The following is a 20,219-nucleotide window of genomic DNA, read 5'->3' on the forward strand; positions in this document are numbered from 1 at the left end:
TAACTCCGTTTTACCTGATTGCACCCCATTAAACACCGAACAGATCGATCGAGCTACCTTCGGCCAGGGTTACGTAAGCCTTCTTCCAATTGGAACGCTTGCCGAACGTGCGACCCAGACGCTTGACCTTGCCAGCAACAAGCACGGTATTGACGTTCTTTACCTTGACTTCAAAAGCCTGCTCAACAGCCTTCTTGATTTCGACCTTGTTGGCATCCCTTTTGACTTCAAACGCAACGATCTGGGCTTCGCCTTCCCTCTGTACGGTCTTTTCGGTAACCAAGGGCCGTTTAAGTATCTCGTGCAGCGGTTTCATTACCCTAACGCTCCTTCCAACTGTTCAACGGCCCCTTCGGTAACAACCAGATTCCGATGGTTCATCAGGTCGTACACATTCACGCCTTCGGCCTTGAGCACCTTGACATGGGGCAGATTGCGTGCCGACAGTTCGAGATTCCTGTTTTCGCCATCAATCAACACCAGCACGTTGTCCAGCTCGAAACGCCGGAGGATTTCAGCCACCCCCTTGGTTCCAATGCTTTCCAGCTGGAAGTCATTAAGCACAGACAGTCGCTCTTCCTTGAACCGAACGGAAAGCGCACAGCGCAGCGCAGCCTTCTTGACTTTTTTGTTCAGTTTGAAACTGTAGTCGCGAGGGCTCGGCCCGAAGGCGGCGCCACCGCCCACATAGTGAGGCGCGCGAATGCAGCCCTGACGGGCATTGCCAGTGCCTTTCTGACGAAAGGGCTTCTTACCGCCACCCGCAACGGCGCTACGGTTCTTTGCAGCGGAAGTGCCCTGACGGCGAGCAGCCAGCTGATATCGTACCATATCATGAATCAGGTATTCCTTGACGTCGGCATTAAACACCTCGTCGGACAGCTCTCGCTCCGAAACCTGATTCCGGTTTATGTCATAAACTGCAATTTTTGCCATGGTTTTTCTCCAGAATCTCTAGTTGCAGCCCGGCCATCAAGCCTTGCGGCTTTTCCGGATGAGCAGCAGGCCGTTTACAGGCCCCGGAACGGCGCCTTTAATAAGTACCAGGCTCTTTTCGGACCGCACGTCGACCACTTCCAGACCTTGCGTGGTCACGCGCTTGTTCCCCATCTGGCCTGCCATCTTTTTACCCTTGAATACCCGGGAAGGCCAGGCACTGGCACTGATGCCACCAGGCCTGCGGTGGAACATCGAGCCATGGCTGGCGCGACCACCGGCAAAGTTCCAACGTTTTACAACGCCCTGAAAACCTTTCCCCTTGCTGGTCCCCGTTACATCAAGGATGTCGCCGGCGGCGAAAAACTCCCCACATGTAATTTCGTCACCAACGGCATGTTCATCGGTATTGTCGCACTCGACTTCCCGCAGGAAGACAAATGCCCCCTTCCCGGCCTTTTTGAAATGACCCATGGCAGGCTTGTTGGTGCGGTGAGTCTTCTTGGCCCCAAACCCGAGCTGAAGGGCATTGTAGCCGTCTTTTTCCAGAGTCTTTTTCTGCAACACGATGCAAGGACCAGCCTCGACCACGGTCACCGGAATGCACTTACCGTCAGCAGCGAAGACCTGGGTCATCCCCAGCTTCTTACCCAAAATTCCCTTCGTCATGATGCTTTCCCTTACCTATGATAAAAGTCTTACAACTTGATTTCGACGTCAACACCCGCCGACAGGTCGAGCTTCATCAAGGCGTCGACAGTCTGCTGTGTCGGCTCGACAATGTCAAGAAGCCTTTTGTGGGTGCGCATCTCGAACTGCTCACGACTCTTTTTATCAACATGCGGTCCGCGAAGCACACAGTATTTGTTTATCACCGTGGGCAGGGGGATAGGGCCAGCGACGCGCGCCCCGGTGCGCTTGGCCGTATCAACAATTTCATTAACGGAGAGATCGAGCAATTTATGATCGTAAGCCTTTAAACGGATCCTTATTTTCTGGCTCTGCATGGCAATTCCCTTTATTCGATAATTTCGCTGACGACACCAGCACCGACCGTACGGCCGCCTTCGCGAATGGCGAAACGCAGCTCTTTGTCCATGGCGATCGGGGTGATCAGATTTACGGTCATGCTGGCATTGTCGCCGGGCATTACCATTTCGGTCCCCTCGGCCAGCTCACAGATTCCGGTCACGTCCGTGGTCCGGAAGTAGAACTGCGGGCGATAACCGTTGAAGAAAGGCGTGTGACGCCCGCCCTCTTCCTTGGTGAGGATATAGGCCTCGGCCTTGAACTTGGTGTGCGGAGTGATGCTGCCGGGCTTGGCCAGAACCTGGCCACGCTCGATATCCTCACGCTTCACGCCGCGCAGCAGCACGCCGATGTTGTCGCCGGCCTGCCCCTGATCGAGCAGCTTGCGAAACATCTCGACCCCGGTCACCACGGTTTTGGTGGTGGGCTTCATGCCGACGATTTCCACCTCTTCCTGAACCTTGACCACACCGCGCTCCACGCGACCGGTAGCCACGGTACCGCGACCAGAAATGGAGAACACATCCTCCACCGGCATCAGGAACGGCTTGTCGATGTCGCGCTGCGGCTCCGGAATGTAGCTGTCGACCGCGTCCATCAGGTCGAGGATCGGCTTGCATGCCTCGCATTCCTCTTTGCCGCAGCCGCATTCCAGCGCCTTGAGCGCGCTGCCGGCGATAATGGGGATCTCGTCGCCCGGGAAATCGTAGGAGCTCAACAGCTCGCGAACTTCCAGCTCGACCAGCTCCATCAGTTCGGCATCATCAACCATGTCGGCCTTGTTCAGAAACACCACCATGGCCGGCACGCCAACCTGGCGGGCGAGCAGAATGTGCTCGCGGGTCTGCGGCATCGGACCGTCAGCGGCCGACACGACAAGGATGGCTCCGTCCATCTGCGCGGCGCCGGTGATCATGTTCTTGACGTAGTCGGCATGGCCCGGGCAGTCAACGTGCGCGTAGTGACGCTTTTCGGTCTGGTACTCGACATGCGCCGTGGCGATGGTGATGCCGCGCTCACGCTCCTCGGGGGCATTGTCGATCTGGTCGAAGGCCTTGAAATCGGCCAGACCCCGGGATGCCATGGTCTTGGTGATAGCTGCCGTCAGCGTGGTTTTCCCATGGTCGACGTGACCGATGGTCCCGATATTGACATGGGGCTTCGTTCTTTCAAATTTAGCTTTGGACATGGAGTAACCTCCCGTTCGTAAACGGCAACTAGCCCTTCACCCGCGCGATGATTTCTTCGCTGATAGCCTTGGGCACCTGCTCGTAATGATCAAAAACCATGGTATAAGTAGCACGCCCCTGAGTCATACTGCGCAACTCGGTGGCATAACCGAACATACTGGCAAGAGGAACATTGGCATTGATAACCTGGGCTCCGCCGCGGGTATCCATACCCATGACGCGGCCACGCCGACTGCTCAAGTCGCCCATGACATCCCCCATATATTCCTCGGGACAACAACCTCGACAGCCATCACCGGCTCAAGCAGAACCGGAGCAGCCTTCGCGGCACCGGCCTTGAAACCCATGGAGCCGGCAATCTTGAACGCCATTTCGGAAGAGTCGACATCATGGTAGGAACCATCATAACAGGTTACCTTGACGTCAACGATGGGGAACCCGGCCAGGACACCGTTTTCAGCGGCCTCTTCGGCACCCTTGCCGACAGCGGGAATGTATTCCTTGGGGATAACACCACCCTTGATGGCATCTTCGAACTCAAACCCGGATCCGGGCTCAAGCGGCGCAAGTCGCAACCAGCAATCGCCATACTGACCACGCCCACCGGATTGCCGGACAAACTTGCCCTGCACCTCAACCTGCTTGGTTATGGTCTCACGGTACGCTACCTGCGGCGCCCCGATGTTGGCGTCCACTTTGAACTCACGCTGCATACGGTCGATGATGATTTCGAGGTGCAACTCGCCCATCCCCGACAGGATGGTCTGACCGGTCTCTTCGTCCGTACGCACACGCAGGGTCGGATCTTCCTGCACCAGCTTGCCGAGAGCCTGGCCCATCTTGTCCATGTCACCTTTGGTCTTGGGCTCAACGGCAATATGAATCACGGGCTCAGGGAATTCCATCGACTCCAGCAGACAGGGATTGTCCGGATCACAAAGCGTATCGCCGGTAGTCGTGAGCTTCAGCCCCACGGCAGCGGCGATATCTCCGGAGTAGACCTGCTTGATTTCCTCCCGCTTGTTGGCATGCATCTTCAGCAGACGCCCAAAACGCTCTTTTTTGCCGCGGGTTGCATTGAGCACCGTCGTGCCGGACTCAGCCACCCCGGAATACACCCTGAAAAAGGTGAGCTGACCCACAAAGGGGTCGGTCATAACCTTAAAGGCAAGAGCAGCAAAGGGATTATTGTCGCCCGGGGGCCGGACGACGGCCTCTTCCGAATCAGGCAGCACGCCGGTAATGGCCGGCACATCCACCGGAGACGGCATATATTCAATAACCGCGTCGAGCAGATTCTGAACGCCCTTGTTCTTAAAGGCGCTACCGCACAACACGGGAATCATCTTAATATCGACGGTTGCCGTCCGGATGCCGGCCTTCAACTCGTCGATGGAGATCGCCTCGCCGCCGAGATACTTTTCCATGAGTCCTTCATCGTGAGTGGAAACCTCCTCCACGAGAAGCTCACGGGCGGCCTCGGCCTGCTCCCTCAATTCCTCAGGAATCTCGATGATTTCGTAATTGGCGCCAAGGCTTTCGTCGTCCCACACAATGGCCTTCATCTCGACAAGATCCACAACACCGGCAAAGGTGTCTTCCTTGCCAATCGGCAACTGCAGGGGGATGGCATTGGCCCCAAGGCGCTCACGGATCATATTGACGCCACGATCAAAATCCGCGCCGACACGGTCCATCTTGTTGATAAATGCGATACGCGGAACATGATACTTGTCAGCCTGTCGCCAGACCGTCTCGGACTGGGGTTCGACGCCGCCAACGGAGCAGAAGACTGCGACCGAGCCATCCAGCACACGCAGCGACCGCTCAACCTCCACGGTAAAGTCTACGTGGCCCGGGGTATCAATGATATTGATGCGATGCTCTTTCCAGAAGCAGGTCGTCGCGGCAGAGGTGATGGTAATCCCCCTCTCCTGCTCCTGTTCCATCCAGTCCATCGTCGCCGCACCGTCGTGAACTTCACCGATCCTGTGCGAAACCCCGGTATAATACAGAATGCGTTCCGTCGTGGTGGTCTTCCCGGCATCGATATGAGCCATAATGCCGATATTACGAGTCTTCTCTAAAGCAACTTGGCGTGCCACAACTATCAATTCCTTCCTAAAGTTCCGTACCGCTAATTACCAACGATAGTGGGCGAACGCCTTGTTGGCCTCGGCCATGCGATGCGTATCTTCCCGCTTCTTGACAGCCGACCCGCGATTTGCAGCGGCATCGAGCAGCTCGCCCGCAAGACGCTCAACCATGGTTTTCTCTCCACGGCCACGCGCATAGGTGATAAGCCAGCGAATCGCCAGGGCGTTGCGACGGTCGGAGCGAACCTCAACCGGCACCTGATAGGTCGAACCGCCAACGCGGCGGGACTTGACCTCCAGCACCGGACGCACATTCTCAAGAGCCTTCTTGAAGACCTCAAGCGCGTCTTCGCCAGATCGCTCGGACAGGACGTCAAAGGCCCCATAAACAATACCTTCGGCGGTGCTCTTCTTCCCCTTGAGCATGATGGCATTGATAAACTTCGCCACCGTACGATCATTGTATTTGGGGTCAGGCAGAACAACCCGCTTGGCAATCTCTCTTCTTCTCGGCATGTTTACCCCTCACAAACCTGGTTACTTGGGCCGCTTCGCCCCGTACTTGGAACGACCCTGCTTACGGTCCTTGACACCGGCAAGATCAAGCGCCCCGCGAACAATATGATAACGAACACCCGGCAAGTCCTTCACACGGCCGCCGCGAATAAGAACTACGGAGTGCTCCTGAAGGTTATGTCCAACACCGGGGATATAGGACGTCACCACAATGCCATTGGTCAAACGAACACGCGCAACTTTCCGCAATGCCGAGTTCGGCTTTTTGGGGGTTGTCGTATAAACACGAGTACAGACCCCGCGTTTTTGCGGATTGCTTTTGAGCGCCGGCGCAGTGGACTTGCGAACCTTCTTTTCACGTCCCTTGCGAATCAGCTGATTGATGGTCGGCATCTACATACTCCCGAATATTCTAATTCCTTAAAGTTAAAAAAGGGCCACACGATTTCATCGGGCGAAAAACCCGCTCAAATTATCAATGTTGGGGGCGACTTGTCAAGCACTTTTTGGCCGCCCCCATGTTTTCCTCCGAACTAATCATCGGCCTCGTCAAAGTCGTCTCCAACAAGAACCTTGTCCCCCTCCCCGATGTCGTTCTCGTCGTCCAGGTCAAGGGGAAGCGGCTCTTCGATTTCCTCCGGTTCCTCAATCAGCAATCGCGCGCTCCGATATTTGGAGATACCGGTACCGGCAGGGATCAAGCGTCCCATGATGACGTTTTCCTTGAGTCCGCGCAGATAGTCGACTTTCCCCTCGATTGCTGCCTGGGTCAGAACCTTGGTGGTTTCCTGGAAAGACGCAGCCGAGATAAACGACTCGGTCGACAAGGAGGCCTTTGTGATGCCAAGCATAAGAGGCTCGCCAACGGCCGGGGCGCCTCCCTCGGCAACCACCCTGCCGTTCTCGGTCTCGAATTCCCAGCGCTCGACCTGATCATCTGCAAGGAAACGGGTGTCTCCGGGCTCTTTGATCCTGACCCTGCGCAGCATCTGACGCACGATAACCTCGATGTGCTTGTCGTTGATCTTGACGCCCTGCAGACGATACACCTCCTGCACCTCGTCGACCAGGTACTTGGCCAGCTCTTTTTCGCCAAGCACCCGCAGGATATCGTGAGGGTTGCTGGAGCCGTCCATCAAGGCCTCGCCTGCCTTGACATGATCATTCTCGTGCACGCTGATGTGCTTGCCTTTGGGAATCAGATATTCCTTCGGCGCGCCGACCTCGGGCGTAACATACACCTTGCGCTTGCCCTTGGAGTCCTTACCGAAGGATACGACCCCGTCGATTTCCGAAATAATGGCGTATTCCTTGGGCTTGCGGGCCTCGAAAAGCTCGGCAACCCGCGGCAGACCCCCTGTAATGTCCTTGGTTTTCGTGGTCTCCCTTGGAATTTTGGCGAGGATGGAGCCGCCGCTCACTTTTTCCTCCTCCGGAGCGACGATGATGGCCCCCACGGGCAGCATGTATCTGGCCGGGGCGCCATTGGGCAGCTTGGCCGTTTTGCCTTCGGCGTCCTTAAGGGTAATGCGCGGGCGCTTGTCGGCACCTTTCGACTCGATGACCACCTTGCGAGACAAACCGGTTACTTCGTCGACCTGCTCCTCCATGGTGACACCTTCAAGGATGTCCCCGTAACGGACGGTACCGGCGATTTCAGTCAGAATGGGCATGGTATACGGGTCCCACTCAGCCAGCAGGCTTCCCGCGGAAACCGGCCCATCCGGCCCAATCCGCAGACGCGCTCCATAAACAACCCCGTACCGTTCACGCTCACGCCCCGTTTCATCGACAACCGCAATTTCGGCATTACGGTTCATGACCACGTGATGGCCATCGGCATCCAGCACCGAGTTGAGATTGAGGTACTTGAGGAAACCGTCGAACCGCGCTTCCAGAGACGTCTGCTCGGCGCGTCTCGAAGCCGTACCACCGATGTGGAAGGTACGCATGGTAAGCTGGGTACCCGGCTCACCGATCGATTGGGCGGCAATGACACCCACCGCTTCGCCGAGATTGACCAGATGCCCCCTGGCCAGGTCACGGCCGTAGCAGGTTGCGCAAATGCCACGATGGCTCTGACAGGTAAGTACGGAGCGGATTTTTAGACGCTCGATGCCGGCGTTTTCAATTTTCTCCACCAGCGTCTCGTCGATCTGCTGGTTTGCCTCCACCAGCACCTCCCCGGTGACCGGATCGAGCACATCCTCAAGGGCGGTGCGGCCGAGGATGCGGTCGCCAAGACGCTCGATAACCTCCCCACCTTCGGTCAGGGCGGTCATCATGATGCCGTCGAGGGTGTCACAATCCTGCTCGGTAATGATGGCGTCCTGCGCCACATCCACCAGGCGCCGGGTCAGATAACCCGAGTTGGCGGTTTTGAGTGCGGTGTCCGCAAGACCTTTACGGGCACCGTGTGTAGAGATGAAGTACTGCAACACGGTGAGGCCTTCACGGAAGTTGGCGGTAATCGGCGTCTCGATGATCTCGCCGGAAGGCTTGGCCATGAGGCCGCGCATGCCGGCCAGCTGCCGGATCTGCTGTGCGCTGCCGCGGGCACCGGAGTCGGCCATCATATGTATCGAATTGAAGGACGGCACCCGCACCGTTTCGCCATCCGGGGACACAATCTCGTCCTTGGACAGGGTCTCGAGCATCGTCTGGGCTATGGCCTCGGTACATTTGGCCCAGATATCAATAACCTTGTTGTACCGTTCTCCATCGGTGATCAGACCCTCGGTGTACTGCTTCTGGATTTCCGTCACCTCTTCAACCGCTGCCTTCATCATGACGTCTTTGGTATCGGGAATAACCATGTCGTCAAGACAGATGGAGATGCCAGCCAGGGTTGAGAACCGATAGCCGGTATCCTTGAGACGGTCGGCCAGCAGCACCGTTTCCTTGTTGCCCGCCAACCGGAAGCATACATCGATAAGATTGGCGACATGTTTTTTCGCCATGACCACATTGATGTAATCAAAGGGGATGATCTCAGGCACAACGTCCCTGAGCAGTACCCGTCCGGTCGTGGTTTCAATAAGGGTTACAGGTTCGCCGGCCACGCGTGACATGCGCACCTTGATTCGCGCCTGAAGGTCGATTTCACCGGCGTCATAGGCCATGCGCAATTCGTCACGGGAAGAAAGAACCTTCCCTTCGCCGCGTGCAAAAGCGCGTTCCCGGGTCATGTAATAAAGACCGAGAATCATATCCTGCGAAGGCACGATGATCGGCTTGCCGTGCGCGGGCGAAAGAATGTTGTTGGTGGACATCATCAACACCCGCGTCTCGATCTGGCTTTCAATGGACAATGGCAGATGCACTGCCATCTGGTCCCCGTCAAAGTCGGCATTGAATGCGGTGCAAACCAGGGGATGCAATTGAATCGCCTTGCCCTCGATAAGAACCGGCTCAAATGCCTGGATACCGAGGCGGTGCAGCGTCGGTGCACGGTTGAGCATGACAGGATGCTCCTTGATGACCTCTTCGAGGACATCCCACACCTCGGGCTTTTCCTTTTCCACCATTTTTTTTGCACTTTTTATGGTGGTACAGTAGCCGCGCTCTTCCAGTTTGTTGTAGATAAATGGCTTGAAAAGCTCCAGCGCCATCTTCTTCGGCAGGCCGCACTGATGCAGCTTGAGTTCCGGACCGACGACAATAACCGAACGACCTGAATAGTCGACACGTTTGCCAAGCAGGTTCTGGCGGAAGCGTCCGCCTTTACCTTTAAGCATATCGGACAGCGACTTCAAGGGCCGCTTGTTGGGACCGGTGATGGCCCGCCCCCGGCGACCGTTATCGAACAGCGCGTCGACAGCTTCCTGCAACATGCGTTTTTCGTTCCGGATGATGACTTCCGGAGCACGCAACTCCATCAGGCGCTTGAGGCGGTTGTTACGATTGATCACACGCCGATACAGGTCATTGAGGTCCGAGGTGGCAAAGCGGCCGCCATCCAGAGGCACCAGCGGCCGAAGTTCCGGTGGCAGCACCGGAATGGTCTCCAGAATCATCCATTCGGGACGGTTGCCGCTGAATTTGAAAGCCTCGACCACTTTCAGCCGCTTCGCGACCTTTTTGCGCTTGGCTTCGCTGGCAGCTTCACTCATCTCCTTGCGCAACGTATTGGACAGTTCTTCGATATTGATGCTTACAAGGAAATCGCGAATCGCCTCGGCGCCCATGGATGCTACAAACTGCCCAGCGTATTCATCCATGGTTTCGGCATATTTGTCTTCGGTAAGCAGCTGTCCGCGGAACAGTGGCGTGTCGCCCGGATCCAGTACCAGGTACGCCTCGAAATAGAGTACGCGCTCGACCTCTTTGAGGGTCATGTCGAGCAACGTCGAAATTCGCGACGGAAGCGATTTGAGGAACCATATGTGCGCCACAGGACAGGCCAGATCGATATGCCCCAGACGCTCGCGGCGCACCTTGCTGGGGATAACTTCAACCCCGCATTTTTCACAAACAATTCCCCGGTGCTTCATGCGCTTATATTTGCCGCAGTTGCACTCGTAGTCCTTGGTCGGTCCGAATATTTTGGCGCAGAACAGACCGTCCCGCTCCGGCTTGAAGGTCCGGTAATTGATCGTTTCGGGCTTCTTAACTTCGCCGAAGGATCTTTCACGGATCTTTTCCGGCGAAACCAGCGAAAGACGAATGGCATTGAAGCTCAAAGGATCCTTCGGCCGCTCAAAAAGGCTGAAAATATCTTCCAAAACATACCCTCCTTGGGGATGGAGTTGGTATCGAGATAATTATTCCTGCTCCTCAAGGAGCTCAACATCCAGACAAAGAGATTGCAATTCCTTGATCAGTACGTTGAACGACTCGGGAAGGCCGGCCTCAAGGGTATGCTTACCCTTGACAATGGCCTCGTACATTCGCGTGCGTCCGGTGACATCGTCGGACTTGACGGTCAGGAACTCCTGCAGAGCATGGGCGGCGCCATATGCCTCCATGGCCCATACCTCCATCTCCCCAAGCCGTTGTCCGCCGAACTGCGCCTTGCCCCCAAGCGGCTGCTGAGTAACCAGACTGTAGGGACCGATACTGCGGGCATGGATCTTGTCGTCGACCAGATGATGCAGCTTGAGCATGTACATGATGCCGACGGTAACCTTTTCCTTGAAAGGATCCCCGGTTTTCCCGTTATAGAGGGTCATCTGCCCGGAAGAAGCAAATCCGGCACGTTCGATCTGGGCCTTCATCTGCTCTTCCGTGACCCCCTCGAATACCGGAGAGGCCATGGGGATACCATTGGCCAACTGCCGCGACAACCGCACGACTTCATCGTCTGACAGTCCATTTACCAGATCGGTAACCCGATCGTCCTGGTAGGCATCGGCAATCTTGCCGCGCAGGGCATCGGGACTGAAATGACGGTCAAGATGCTGCTGGATCTGAATCCCCAGACCTCTTGCCGCCAGCCCGAGGTGCGTCTCGAGAATCTGGCCGACGTTCATGCGCGAGGGGACCCCCAGAGGGTTCAGTACGATTTCGACCGGCGTGCCATCGGCCATGTACGGCATATCTTCTTCTGGAAGCACGCGGGAAAGAACGCCCTTGTTGCCATGGCGTCCGGCCATCTTGTCGCCGACGGAAAGTTTGCGCTTGATGGCAATATACACCTTTACCATCTTGATAACGCCGGGAGGAAGATCGTCCCCGCGTTTGATCTTTTCAATCTTGTCCGCGAAAACCTCCCGGATCAGTTCTTCCCTCTGAGCCAGACTTGCCAGGATGCTGCTCAGTTTTTCCTCTTTTTCGGGCGCATCGAGAAGACTGATTTCCCGCCATCGCGCGAACGGCAAGCCATCGAGTACCTCGACAGTGATTTTCTCGCCCTGGCCGAGAAGTTCCTTGCCGGCGGAATCAAACAGCGAGGTTGCCGACACCTGACCGAGCAGCAGGGATTCAAGGTTGCTGCGGCTCGACTCCCGGATGATGCGGATTTCATCGTGCTGATCCTTCAGCAATTTCTCGATCTCGGTCTTTTCGATGTATTCGGTACGGCTGTCCTTGTCGGCACCCTTGCGGGAGAAAACCCGCGCGCCGATGACAACACCTTCCACACCGGGAGGCAGACGCAGGGACGTATCCCGCACGTCACCAGCCTTCTCGCCGAAAATGGCGCGCAGCAGTTTCTCTTCCGGAGACAGCTGAGTTTCGCCTTTCGGGGTAATCTTGCCGACCAGGATGTCACCGGGCTTGACTTCGGCGCCGATGCGCACGATGCCACTCTCGTCGAGGTCCTTGAGCGCGTCCTCGCCAAGATTGGGAATGTCGTTGGTTATTTCCTCTTTGCCAAGCTTGGTATCCCGAGCGACACACTCGAGTTCCTCGATATGGATCGATGTATAACGGTCCTCCTTGACAAGTTTCTCGGAGATCAGGATAGAGTCCTCGAAATTGTAACCTTCCCAGGGCATAAAGGCCACCAGGACATTCTGTCCCAATGCCAGTTCCCCCCATTGCGTCGAGGGCCCGTCGGCTATGATCCCGCCGCGGCTGACACGGTCGCCGACCTTGACGATCGGCTTCTGATTGAGGCAGGTATTCTGATTCGACCGGGCGAATTTGATCAGATTGTAAATATCGACACCGGTGCCGTCTTCGTCAACCTCGCCCTCGTCAAGTTTCACCACGATACGGGAAGCATCTACCGACTCCACGATGCCGTTGTGCCGCGCTACCACAGCGGCGCCTGAGTCATGAGCGACGATCCGCTCCATGCCCGTGCCCACAAGGGGGGCATCGGAACGAAGCAGCGGCACCGCCTGGCGCTGCATGTTGGACCCCATCAGCGCACGGTTGGCGTCGTCATTTTCCAGAAACGGAATCAACGATGCCGCAACCGACACGAGCTGCTTGGGAGAAACGTCCATAAGGCCGATCTCTTCGCGCTGAATGAGCACAAACTCGCCATTTTGCCGGGCGTTGACAAGCTCATTGACAAAGCGGCCCTCTTCATCGAGAGGCGCATTGGCCTGGGCTATGGCATGGCCCCCTTCCTCAAGGGCGGAAAAATAGCGGATTTCGTTGGTTACTTTTCCGTCCTTCACGACCCGGTAGGGCGTCTCGACAAACCCGTGCTCGTTGATGCGCGCATAGGTCGACAAGGAAGCGATCAGGCCGATGTTGGGTCCTTCCGGCGTTTCGATCGGGCAGACACGCCCATAGTGGGTCGGATGTACGTCGCGCACCTCGAATCCGGCGCGCTCCCGAGTCAGACCCCCGGGTCCCAGGGCCGAAAGACGCCGTTTATGGGTAATCTCGGAAAGCGGATTGGTTTGATCCATGAACTGGGACAGCTGCGAAGAGCCGAAAAACTCCTTGACCACTGCTGAAACCGGCTTTGAGTTGATCAGATCGTGCGGCATCAGGCTGTCGACCTCTTGCAGGCTCATGCGCTCCTTGATGGCGCGTTCCATGCGCACCAGGCCCACCCGATACTGGTTTTCGAGCAACTCGCCAACCGCCCGCACACGCCGATTGCCAAGGTGATCGATATCGTCGATGTTGCCCCGTCCGTCGCGCAGGCCAACCAGATATCGCACGACTTCCAGAATATCTTCCTTGGTCAGCGTTGTCTGTTCTTCCGGAGCGTCCAGGTGCAGCTTGTAATTGAGTTTGATGCGTCCGACCACGGACAGATCATAGCGCTCCGGATTAAAGAAGAGGCTTTCAAACAGCGCGTTGGCGCTCTTGATGGTCGGCGGGTCTCCCGGGCGCAGGCGCCGGTATATTTCGATGCGCGCATCTTCGGGAGTGGCCATGCGATCGATCAACAGGGTTTCCCGCAGATAAGGACCGACGTGCAAATGATCGATGAACAGGATGCTGAACTCGTTAATTCCGCGCGAACGCAACTCTTCGAGTTTGGCTTCCGAGATCTCTTCGTTGCACTCGACCACGACCTCGCCGGTGGCAACATCAACGATGTCCGTTGAAGCAACTTTACCAACAACCTCCTCGGAGGAAACCGGTATGAATTCCACATTGCTGTCGGCAAGCTTGCGGATGGACGCCTTGGTGAATTTCCGGTTGGCTCGGACAATAACTTCCCCGTCGTTTCCAACAATATCGGCGGAAGCCCGCTGCCCGGACAGCAGTTCCAGATTGACCCTCTTTTTATAGGAATCGCCATCAAGGACGACTGTTTCCGTCTGGTAATAATAATTCAGAAGCTCTTCAGCGCTATAGCCGAGGGCCTTGAGTAGCACCGTGGCGGGCAGTTTCCGCCTGCGGTCGATGCGGACGTAGAGGATATCCTTATGGTCAAAATCGAAATCCAGCCACGAGCCACGATATGGAATGACCCGCGCATTATAAAGAACCTTGCCACTCGAGTGGGTCTTACCCTTATCGTGGTCAAAAAATACACCGGGAGAACGGTGCAACTGACTAACGATGACACGTTCGGTACCATTGATGATAAAGGTACCATTCTCGGTCATCAGAGGGATCTCGCCGAAATAAACTTCTTGCTCTTTAATATCGCGAATCGCCTGAACGCCGGATTCCTTGTCAACATCCCATGAAACAAGACGCACGCATACCTTGACGGGAGCGGCGTAGGTCATGCCCCGCTGATGGCATTCATTGACATCGTACTTGGGAGTTCCCAGAGAATAGGAAACGTAGTCCAGAGAACAGGTTTCGCTAAAATCACGAATAGGGAAAACCGAGCGAAAAACCGCTTCAAGCCCGATATTTTTCCGAGCAGAAGGAGGGAGCCCTGCTTGCAGGAAACGCTTGTAGGAATTTTTCTGGATATCGATGAGATTGGGGATCTCGATGATGCCTTTGATCGTGTTAAAATGTTTCCTAAGAAGCTGGTTATTCGCAATCGAATAAGCCATGGTTTCTCCTTTAGCTAGGGGAAGCTAACGAAAGCAGAATAGCCAAGGCCGCATACGGCAGCCTTGGCTAAGGTGTTAAATATGCAAAGAATACTACTTGAGTTGTACAGTGGCGCCAGCTTCTTCGAGCTGTTTTTTGAGTTCTTCGGCTTCAGCTTTGGGCATGGCTTCCTTGACCGTCTGCGGTGCGCCGTCAACCATATCCTTAGCTTCCTTGAGACCGAGACCGGTAGCGGCCCGAACAACCTTGATGACGTTGATTTTCTTGTCGCCGGCGGCGGTCAGAACAACATCAAACTCATCTTTTTCCTCGGCAGCGGGAGCAGCGGCACCGGCAGCGGGAGCAGCGGCAACGGCCACCGGAGCGGCGGCGGAAACGCCAAACTTCTCTTCAAGTTCCTTGACCAGTTCGGCCAACTCCAGAACGCTCATGCTTTCGATAAAGGAAACGACTTGTTCTTTGGTGATATCAGCCATGGTTATATAACCTCCCGTATATCTGACAGACTTGTTTTTAGGTGAATTTCAGCAGCAAGGCAATCAGGCCTCTTTTTGCTGCTGGATAGCGGCAAGAACCTGAACGAAACTACGCGGCACCGCGGCCAAAACGCCGACAAAATTGGTAACCGGCGCATTGAGCGATCCGAGCATCTTGCCAAGCAGAACCTCCTTGCTGGGCAATTCAGCAAGGGCCTGCACCTCATCAAGGCGCAGCAATTTACCATTGAGCTGGGCGGCGCGCAGTTCAAATGCCTTGTTGGCCTTGGCAAATTCCGTCAAAACCTTTGCCGGCCCGACAGGATCGTTTTCGGCAAGGGCGATGGCATTGGGGCCCTGAAGATATTCATCCAGGCATTCAGCATTGGTGCCCTTGGCTGCCAGACGCAGAAGCGTATTTTTGACAACCCGATACTCGACGCCTACCTTGCGAAGCTCGCCACGCAGCTGGTTTACCTGCTCAACCGTAAGACCACGATAATCCGCAAGAAACGCTGCCTGACAATTGGCCAGTTTTTCAGCCATTTCAGATACAACTTGTGATTTGTCTTCCTTTTTCACTGCCTCTCCTCCTTTCTGTAGATTTCCGGACCAGTGTGGACCATATATCCAGTCAACGGCCACGGAGGGAGGCATTCGCATCCACTCGCTCCGGCCTCGGCAGGCGGTCAACCATTAAACATTTAATGTACCTGCTGTCTCTGACCTGGACTCAAGACACAATCGGCCGCCCCGCACATAAAGTGCGGGCCGGCTTGGATAGTGAAACAACCGTGCGTTACTTTACCAGCGCCTGTACCGTGGGCAGATCGACGGGAACGCCAGGACCCATGGTGCTGCAGAGGCTCATTTTGCGAAGATAGGTACCCTTGGCGGTAGATGGCTTGGCTTTGACCAGGGCATCAACGAGCGCCACGACATTTTCCTGCAGCTTGTCGACATCAAAGGATACCTTGCCGACGGGCGCGTGGATAATACCGGCCTTTTCAACGCGATACTCGATCTTGCCGGACTTGGCCTCGCTAGTGGCCTTGCCAACCTCAAAGGTGACTGTACCAACCTTGGGGTTGGGCATAAGCCCACGAGGTCCGAGGAGGCGACCGATCTTACCAACCGTACCCATCATATCGGGAGTGGCAATGGCGGTATCGAAATCAAACCAGCCTTCCTGGATTTTCGCGACCAGGTCATCACCGCCGACGAAATCGGCCCCGGCCTCTTTTGCCTCGATAGCCTTTTCACCCTTGGCGAAAACAAGAACCCTGACATTTTTCCCCAGGCCGTTAGGCAACACCACGGCACCACGCACCATCTGATCAGCCTTGCGAGGATCAACCCCGAGACGAACAGTAATTTCGACGGTCTCGTCGAATTTGGCGTGTGCAGCCTCCCTCACCAAGGCCAGCGCCTCGCCGATGGGGTACACCTGCGAACGGTCGACCTTTTCCTTGGCTTGCTTGTGCAGCTTTCCTATGGACATTGGCGTACTCCGAATCCTGCCAGAAATTATACGATTTCGAGCCCCATGCTACGGGCCGTGCCTTCGACGGTTTTCACCGCAGCTTCAATATCAAACGCATTGAGATCGGGCATTTTCAATTCTGCGATTTCGCGCACCTGCGCCTTGGTGACCTTTCCAACCTTGTCCTTGTTGGGCACAGCGGAGCCCTTGGGGATCTTGGCGGCTTTCATCAGCAAAACCGCGGCAGGCGGGGTTTTGGTAATGAAGCTGAAAGACCTGTCGGCATAAACGGTAATGACAACCGGCGTGATCATCCCGTCCTGTGCCTGCGTCTTGGCATTAAACGCCTTGCAGAATTCCATGATATTCACCCCGTGCTGACCCAGTGCGGGTCCGACCGGCGGCGAAGGGTTGGCCTTGCCGGCAGGAATCTGCAGTTTTATCAATCCAACAACCTTTTTGGCCATGAGCTTCTCCTTGAACTGTAACCTTCATAAAGCCAGCGTCAGCTGGTTTTTTCAACCTGGATAAACTCGAGCTCGACAGGAGTAACCCGGCCGAAAATGCTGACCATGACCTTCAGCTTTCCCTTATCGGGCTTCACATCCTCAACTACGCCGGTGAAATTCAGAAATGGCCCGTCAACAACCCGCACCGTCTCACCGACCTCGAATGCCACCTTGGGCTTGGGTCGCTCGACATCCTCCTCCATGCGGGCAGTGATTTTTGCCACCTCAGCGTCAGGAATCGGCGGCGGCGCCGACCCTCCACCGACAAACCCTGTCACCTTGGGGGTATTTTTGACCACGTGCCAGGTTTCGTTGTTAAGCTCCATCTGCACGAGGATATACCCCGGAAAGAACTTCCGCGTGGAAGTCTTCCTCTCGCCATTCTTCATCTCGACGACCGTCTCGGATGGGATAAGCACCTCACCGAACTGTTCCTCGACACCAAGCTGACGTATACGCTCTTCCAAAGTCATCTTGACCTTGTTTTCGAACCCGGAATATGTATGTACCCCGTACCACTTTTTAGACATACGTTGTTATCGTTTCGCCTATCCCCTGAGAAGAACGCCGATCGCGGATGAAAGCAGCCTGTCAACGCCCCACAAATACACAGCAACGCCAAGAACCAGCACAATGACCGCCAGCGTGGATCCGTAGGCGTCTCGCTTGGAAGGCCAAGTCACTTTCTTTAACTCGACCTTGACATTGCCAAGGAATTCTCCCGCCTTGTTGACCACAACAACTCCCAGAGTTTACTTGAAAATTTGGCAGGCCAGGAGGGACTCGAACCCCCAACACCCGGTTTTGGAGACCGGTGCTCTAGCCATTAGAGCTACTGGCCTGCATGCAAAAAGCCGCAGACACCTGCGGCCCGTCTTACTACCCCCGCCGAGCCCTATTTGGTTTCGCGATGGGGAGTATGTTTACGACAAAAGCGACAGTATTTACTGAACTCAAGCCGCTCGGGCTTGATTTTCTTGTTTTTGGTCGTCGTATAGTTCCGCTGCTTACACTCAGTGCATGCAAGGGTAATTATGTCACGCATAGCCTGTTCCTCGACCCCCCCGCCCGAGGGCGGGGGAACTCAGCTGTAAAGGATTACTCGATGATTTCGCTGACGACACCGGCACCGACCGTACGGCCGCCTTCGCGAATGGCGAAACGCAGCTCTTTGTCCATGGCGATCGGGGTGATCAGATTTACGGTCATGCTGGCATTGTCGCCGGGCATTACCATTTCGGTCCCCTCGGCCAGCTCACAGATTCCGGTCACGTCCGTGGTCCGGAAGTAGAACTGCGGGCGATAACCGTTGAAGAAAGGCGTGTGACGCCCGCCCTCTTCCTTGGTGAGGATATAGGCCTCGGCCTTGAACTTGGTGTGCGGAGTGATGCTGCCGGGCTTGGCCAGAACCTGGCCACGCTCGATATCCTCACGCTTCACGCCGCGCAGCAGCACGCCGATGTTGTCGCCGGCCTGCCCCTGATCGAGCAGCTTGCGAAACATCTCGACCCCGGTCACCACGGTTTTGGTGGTGGGCTTCATGCCGACGATTTCCACCTCTTCCTGAACCTTGACCACACCGCGCTCCACGCGACCGGTAGCCACGGTACCGCGACCAGAAATGGAGAACACATCCTCCACCGGCATCAGGAACGGCTTGTCGATGTCGCGCTGCGGCTCCGGAATGTAGCTGTCGACCGCGTCCATCAGGTCGAGGATCGGCTTGCATGCCTCGCATTCCTCTTTGCCGCAGCCGCATTCCAGCGCCTTGAGCGCGCTGCCGGCGATAATGGGGATCTCGTCGCCCGGGAAATCGTAGGAGCTCAACAGCTCGCGAACTTCCAGCTCGACCAGCTCCATCAGTTCGGCATCATCAACCATGTCGGCCTTGTTCAGAAACACCACCATGGCCGGCACGCCAACCTGGCGGGCGAGCAGAATGTGCTCGCGGGTCTGCGGCATCGGACCGTCAGCGGCCGACACGACAAGGATGGCTCCGTCCATCTGCGCGGCGCCGGTGATCATGTTCTTGACGTAGTCGGCATGGCCCGGGCAGTCAACGTGCGCGTAGTGACGCTTTTCGGTCTGGTACTCGACATGCGCCGTGGCGATGGTGATGCCGCGCTCACGCTCCTCGGGGGCATTGTCGATCTGGTCGAAGGCCTTGAAATCGGCCAGACCCCGGGATGCCATGGTCTTGGTGATAGCTGCCGTCAGCGTGGTTTTCCCATGGTCGACGTGACCAATGGTCCCGATATTGACATGGGGCTTCGTTCTTTCAAATTTGGCTTTCGACATGGAGCAACCTCCCTTTTAAAAACTCTTAGCGATATAGTCTGTGTCTTTGGACCACCAGGATTGTGGCTGGAACCGGAAACAAAGTATACTTCAAAACCCACCGGCGCGAAAGATCGACAAATGGAGCCCACAACCGGATTTGAACCGGTGACCTCATCCTTACCAAGGATGCGCTCTACCAACTGAGCTATGTGGGCCAATCATCATTTGCATACGCGCGGAACGACCTGACCTGGAGCGGGAAACGGGATTCGAACCCGCGACCCTCAGCTTGGAAGGCTGATGCTCTAGCCAACTGAGCTACTCCCGCCCTGCCTAGCCATTCCTCATTCGAAGCTATTTTGTTGAACTAACTAAAGCCAAAGCCCCAGTACAATCAGCCCTTGGGCCTCCTGGCAACCCCGCCACAGTCTCATTCGGCAAGTATCAAAATGGTGGAGGGGGGAGGATTCGAACCTCCGAAGTCTACGACGTCAGATTTACAGTCTGATCCCTTTGGCCGCTCGGGAACCCCTCCAGGGGACGCGTTAAATTATCAATGCACCCGCTTCTCGCAGTCGATGGAGCTGGCGACAGGAATTGAACCCGCAACCTGCTGATTACAAGTCAGCTGCTCTACCAATTGAGCTACGCCAGCCAGGCACAGATGCGCTTTATAACTCTTACGAATTTAAAATGCAAGATGTTTTTTTCTAAATCACCTCGCCCCGCGAACGGAGGACCTGTATAGTCCATCCGCCGCAATCTGTCAACCCTTTTCTGGCACTGCGCTCGATCCCGCATAAAATTATCTCGGCTGCGGCCGGCAACAGGAT

17 protein-coding genes, 5 tRNA genes and 1 pseudogene are annotated in these 20,219 nt (G+C 55.9%); all 23 read right to left on the reverse strand.

From position 1 onward, the window contains the following. Positions 1-28: 28 nt before the first annotated feature. Entirely contained in the window at positions 29-316 is a 288-nt protein-coding gene (locus tag A6070_RS12160; protein ID WP_072286008.1) for a 50S ribosomal protein L23, read from the reverse strand. Continuing rightward, positions 316-936: a 50S ribosomal protein L4 gene (gene rplD / locus A6070_RS12165; protein ID WP_072286009.1), complete on the reverse strand. Its 621-nt coding sequence runs from the start codon at positions 934-936 to the stop codon at positions 316-318. The genes A6070_RS12160 and rplD overlap by 1 nt, the downstream gene beginning before the upstream one ends. 36 nt (positions 937-972) lie before the next feature. After that, positions 973-1,605, reverse strand: coding sequence for a 50S ribosomal protein L3 (rplC, locus tag A6070_RS12170; protein WP_072286010.1), 633 nt, complete (start codon positions 1,603-1,605; stop codon positions 973-975). A 29-nt stretch (positions 1,606-1,634) separates the two neighbouring features. Beyond that, positions 1,635-1,943, reverse strand: a complete 309-nt coding sequence (rpsJ, locus tag A6070_RS12175) for a 30S ribosomal protein S10 (protein WP_072283665.1) — start codon at positions 1,941-1,943, stop codon at positions 1,635-1,637. 11 nt (positions 1,944-1,954) lie between these two features. After that, complete coding sequence (gene tuf / locus A6070_RS12180) at positions 1,955-3,154, reverse strand: elongation factor Tu (protein ID WP_072286011.1); 1,200 nt, start codon at positions 3,152-3,154, stop codon at positions 1,955-1,957. A 28-nt stretch (positions 3,155-3,182) separates the two neighbouring features. Further along, positions 3,183-5,260: pseudogene (gene fusA, locus A6070_RS12185) on the reverse strand (elongation factor G). 36 nt (positions 5,261-5,296) lie between these two features. Continuing rightward, a complete protein-coding gene (rpsG, locus tag A6070_RS12190) occupies positions 5,297-5,767 on the reverse strand; it encodes a 30S ribosomal protein S7 (protein WP_072286013.1) in 471 nt (156 codons plus the stop codon). 21 nt (positions 5,768-5,788) lie between these two features. After that, positions 5,789-6,160 (reverse strand): 30S ribosomal protein S12, encoded by a 372-nt coding sequence (gene rpsL / locus A6070_RS12195; RefSeq protein ID WP_072286014.1) that lies wholly within the window; start codon positions 6,158-6,160, stop codon positions 5,789-5,791. A gap of 140 nt (positions 6,161-6,300) precedes the next feature. Further along, on the reverse strand, positions 6,301-10,491 hold the full coding sequence (rpoC, locus tag A6070_RS12200) for a DNA-directed RNA polymerase subunit beta' (RefSeq protein ID WP_072502095.1): 4,191 nt from the start codon (positions 10,489-10,491) through the stop codon (positions 6,301-6,303). A 39-nt stretch (positions 10,492-10,530) separates the two neighbouring features. Next, positions 10,531-14,637: a DNA-directed RNA polymerase subunit beta gene (rpoB, locus tag A6070_RS12205; RefSeq protein ID WP_072286016.1), complete on the reverse strand. Its 4,107-nt coding sequence runs from the start codon at positions 14,635-14,637 to the stop codon at positions 10,531-10,533. Positions 14,638-14,730: 93 nt separating this feature from the next. Then, positions 14,731-15,114 carry a 50S ribosomal protein L7/L12 gene (rplL, locus tag A6070_RS12210; protein ID WP_072286017.1) on the reverse strand — a complete coding sequence of 128 codons (384 nt, stop codon included), beginning with the start codon at positions 15,112-15,114 and terminating at the stop codon, positions 14,731-14,733. Positions 15,115-15,177: 63 nt separating this feature from the next. Next, the gene (rplJ, locus tag A6070_RS12215; protein ID WP_072286018.1) at positions 15,178-15,696 is read right to left on the reverse strand and encodes a 50S ribosomal protein L10; all 519 of its coding nucleotides are present in this window, start codon (positions 15,694-15,696) and stop codon (positions 15,178-15,180) included. Positions 15,697-15,913: 217 nt separating this feature from the next. Then, the gene (rplA, locus tag A6070_RS12220; protein ID WP_072286019.1) at positions 15,914-16,615 is read right to left on the reverse strand and encodes a 50S ribosomal protein L1; all 702 of its coding nucleotides are present in this window, start codon (positions 16,613-16,615) and stop codon (positions 15,914-15,916) included. A 26-nt stretch (positions 16,616-16,641) separates the two neighbouring features. Next, positions 16,642-17,064, reverse strand: coding sequence for a 50S ribosomal protein L11 (rplK, locus tag A6070_RS12225; protein WP_072286020.1), 423 nt, complete (start codon positions 17,062-17,064; stop codon positions 16,642-16,644). 38 nt (positions 17,065-17,102) lie between these two features. After that, the gene (gene nusG / locus A6070_RS12230) at positions 17,103-17,636 is read right to left on the reverse strand and encodes a transcription termination/antitermination protein NusG (protein WP_072286021.1); all 534 of its coding nucleotides are present in this window, start codon (positions 17,634-17,636) and stop codon (positions 17,103-17,105) included. 18 nt (positions 17,637-17,654) lie between these two features. Then, on the reverse strand, positions 17,655-17,843 hold the full coding sequence (secE, locus tag A6070_RS12235) for a preprotein translocase subunit SecE (RefSeq protein ID WP_072286022.1): 189 nt from the start codon (positions 17,841-17,843) through the stop codon (positions 17,655-17,657). Between the two features lie 28 nt (positions 17,844-17,871). Then, positions 17,872-17,948: transfer RNA gene (locus A6070_RS12240), tRNA-Trp, on the reverse strand. A gap of 53 nt (positions 17,949-18,001) precedes the next feature. Beyond that, positions 18,002-18,151, reverse strand: coding sequence for a 50S ribosomal protein L33 (gene rpmG / locus A6070_RS12245; protein ID WP_072286024.1), 150 nt, complete (start codon positions 18,149-18,151; stop codon positions 18,002-18,004). Between the two features lie 53 nt (positions 18,152-18,204). Next, positions 18,205-19,404, reverse strand: a complete 1,200-nt coding sequence (gene tuf / locus A6070_RS12250; RefSeq protein WP_072286011.1) for an elongation factor Tu — start codon at positions 19,402-19,404, stop codon at positions 18,205-18,207. Between the two features lie 121 nt (positions 19,405-19,525). Then, positions 19,526-19,601 (reverse strand) — tRNA-Thr (locus A6070_RS12255). Positions 19,602-19,637: 36 nt separating this feature from the next. Next, positions 19,638-19,714: transfer RNA gene (locus A6070_RS12260), tRNA-Gly, on the reverse strand. Between the two features lie 122 nt (positions 19,715-19,836). Then, positions 19,837-19,921, reverse strand: a tRNA-Tyr gene (locus A6070_RS12265). A 44-nt stretch (positions 19,922-19,965) separates the two neighbouring features. Next, positions 19,966-20,041 (reverse strand) — tRNA-Thr (locus tag A6070_RS12270). Positions 20,042-20,219: the final 178 nt, after the last annotated feature.

The organism is Syntrophotalea acetylenica (assembly GCF_001888165.1).
Taxonomy (GTDB): domain Bacteria; phylum Desulfobacterota; class Desulfuromonadia; order Desulfuromonadales; family Syntrophotaleaceae; genus Syntrophotalea; species Syntrophotalea acetylenica.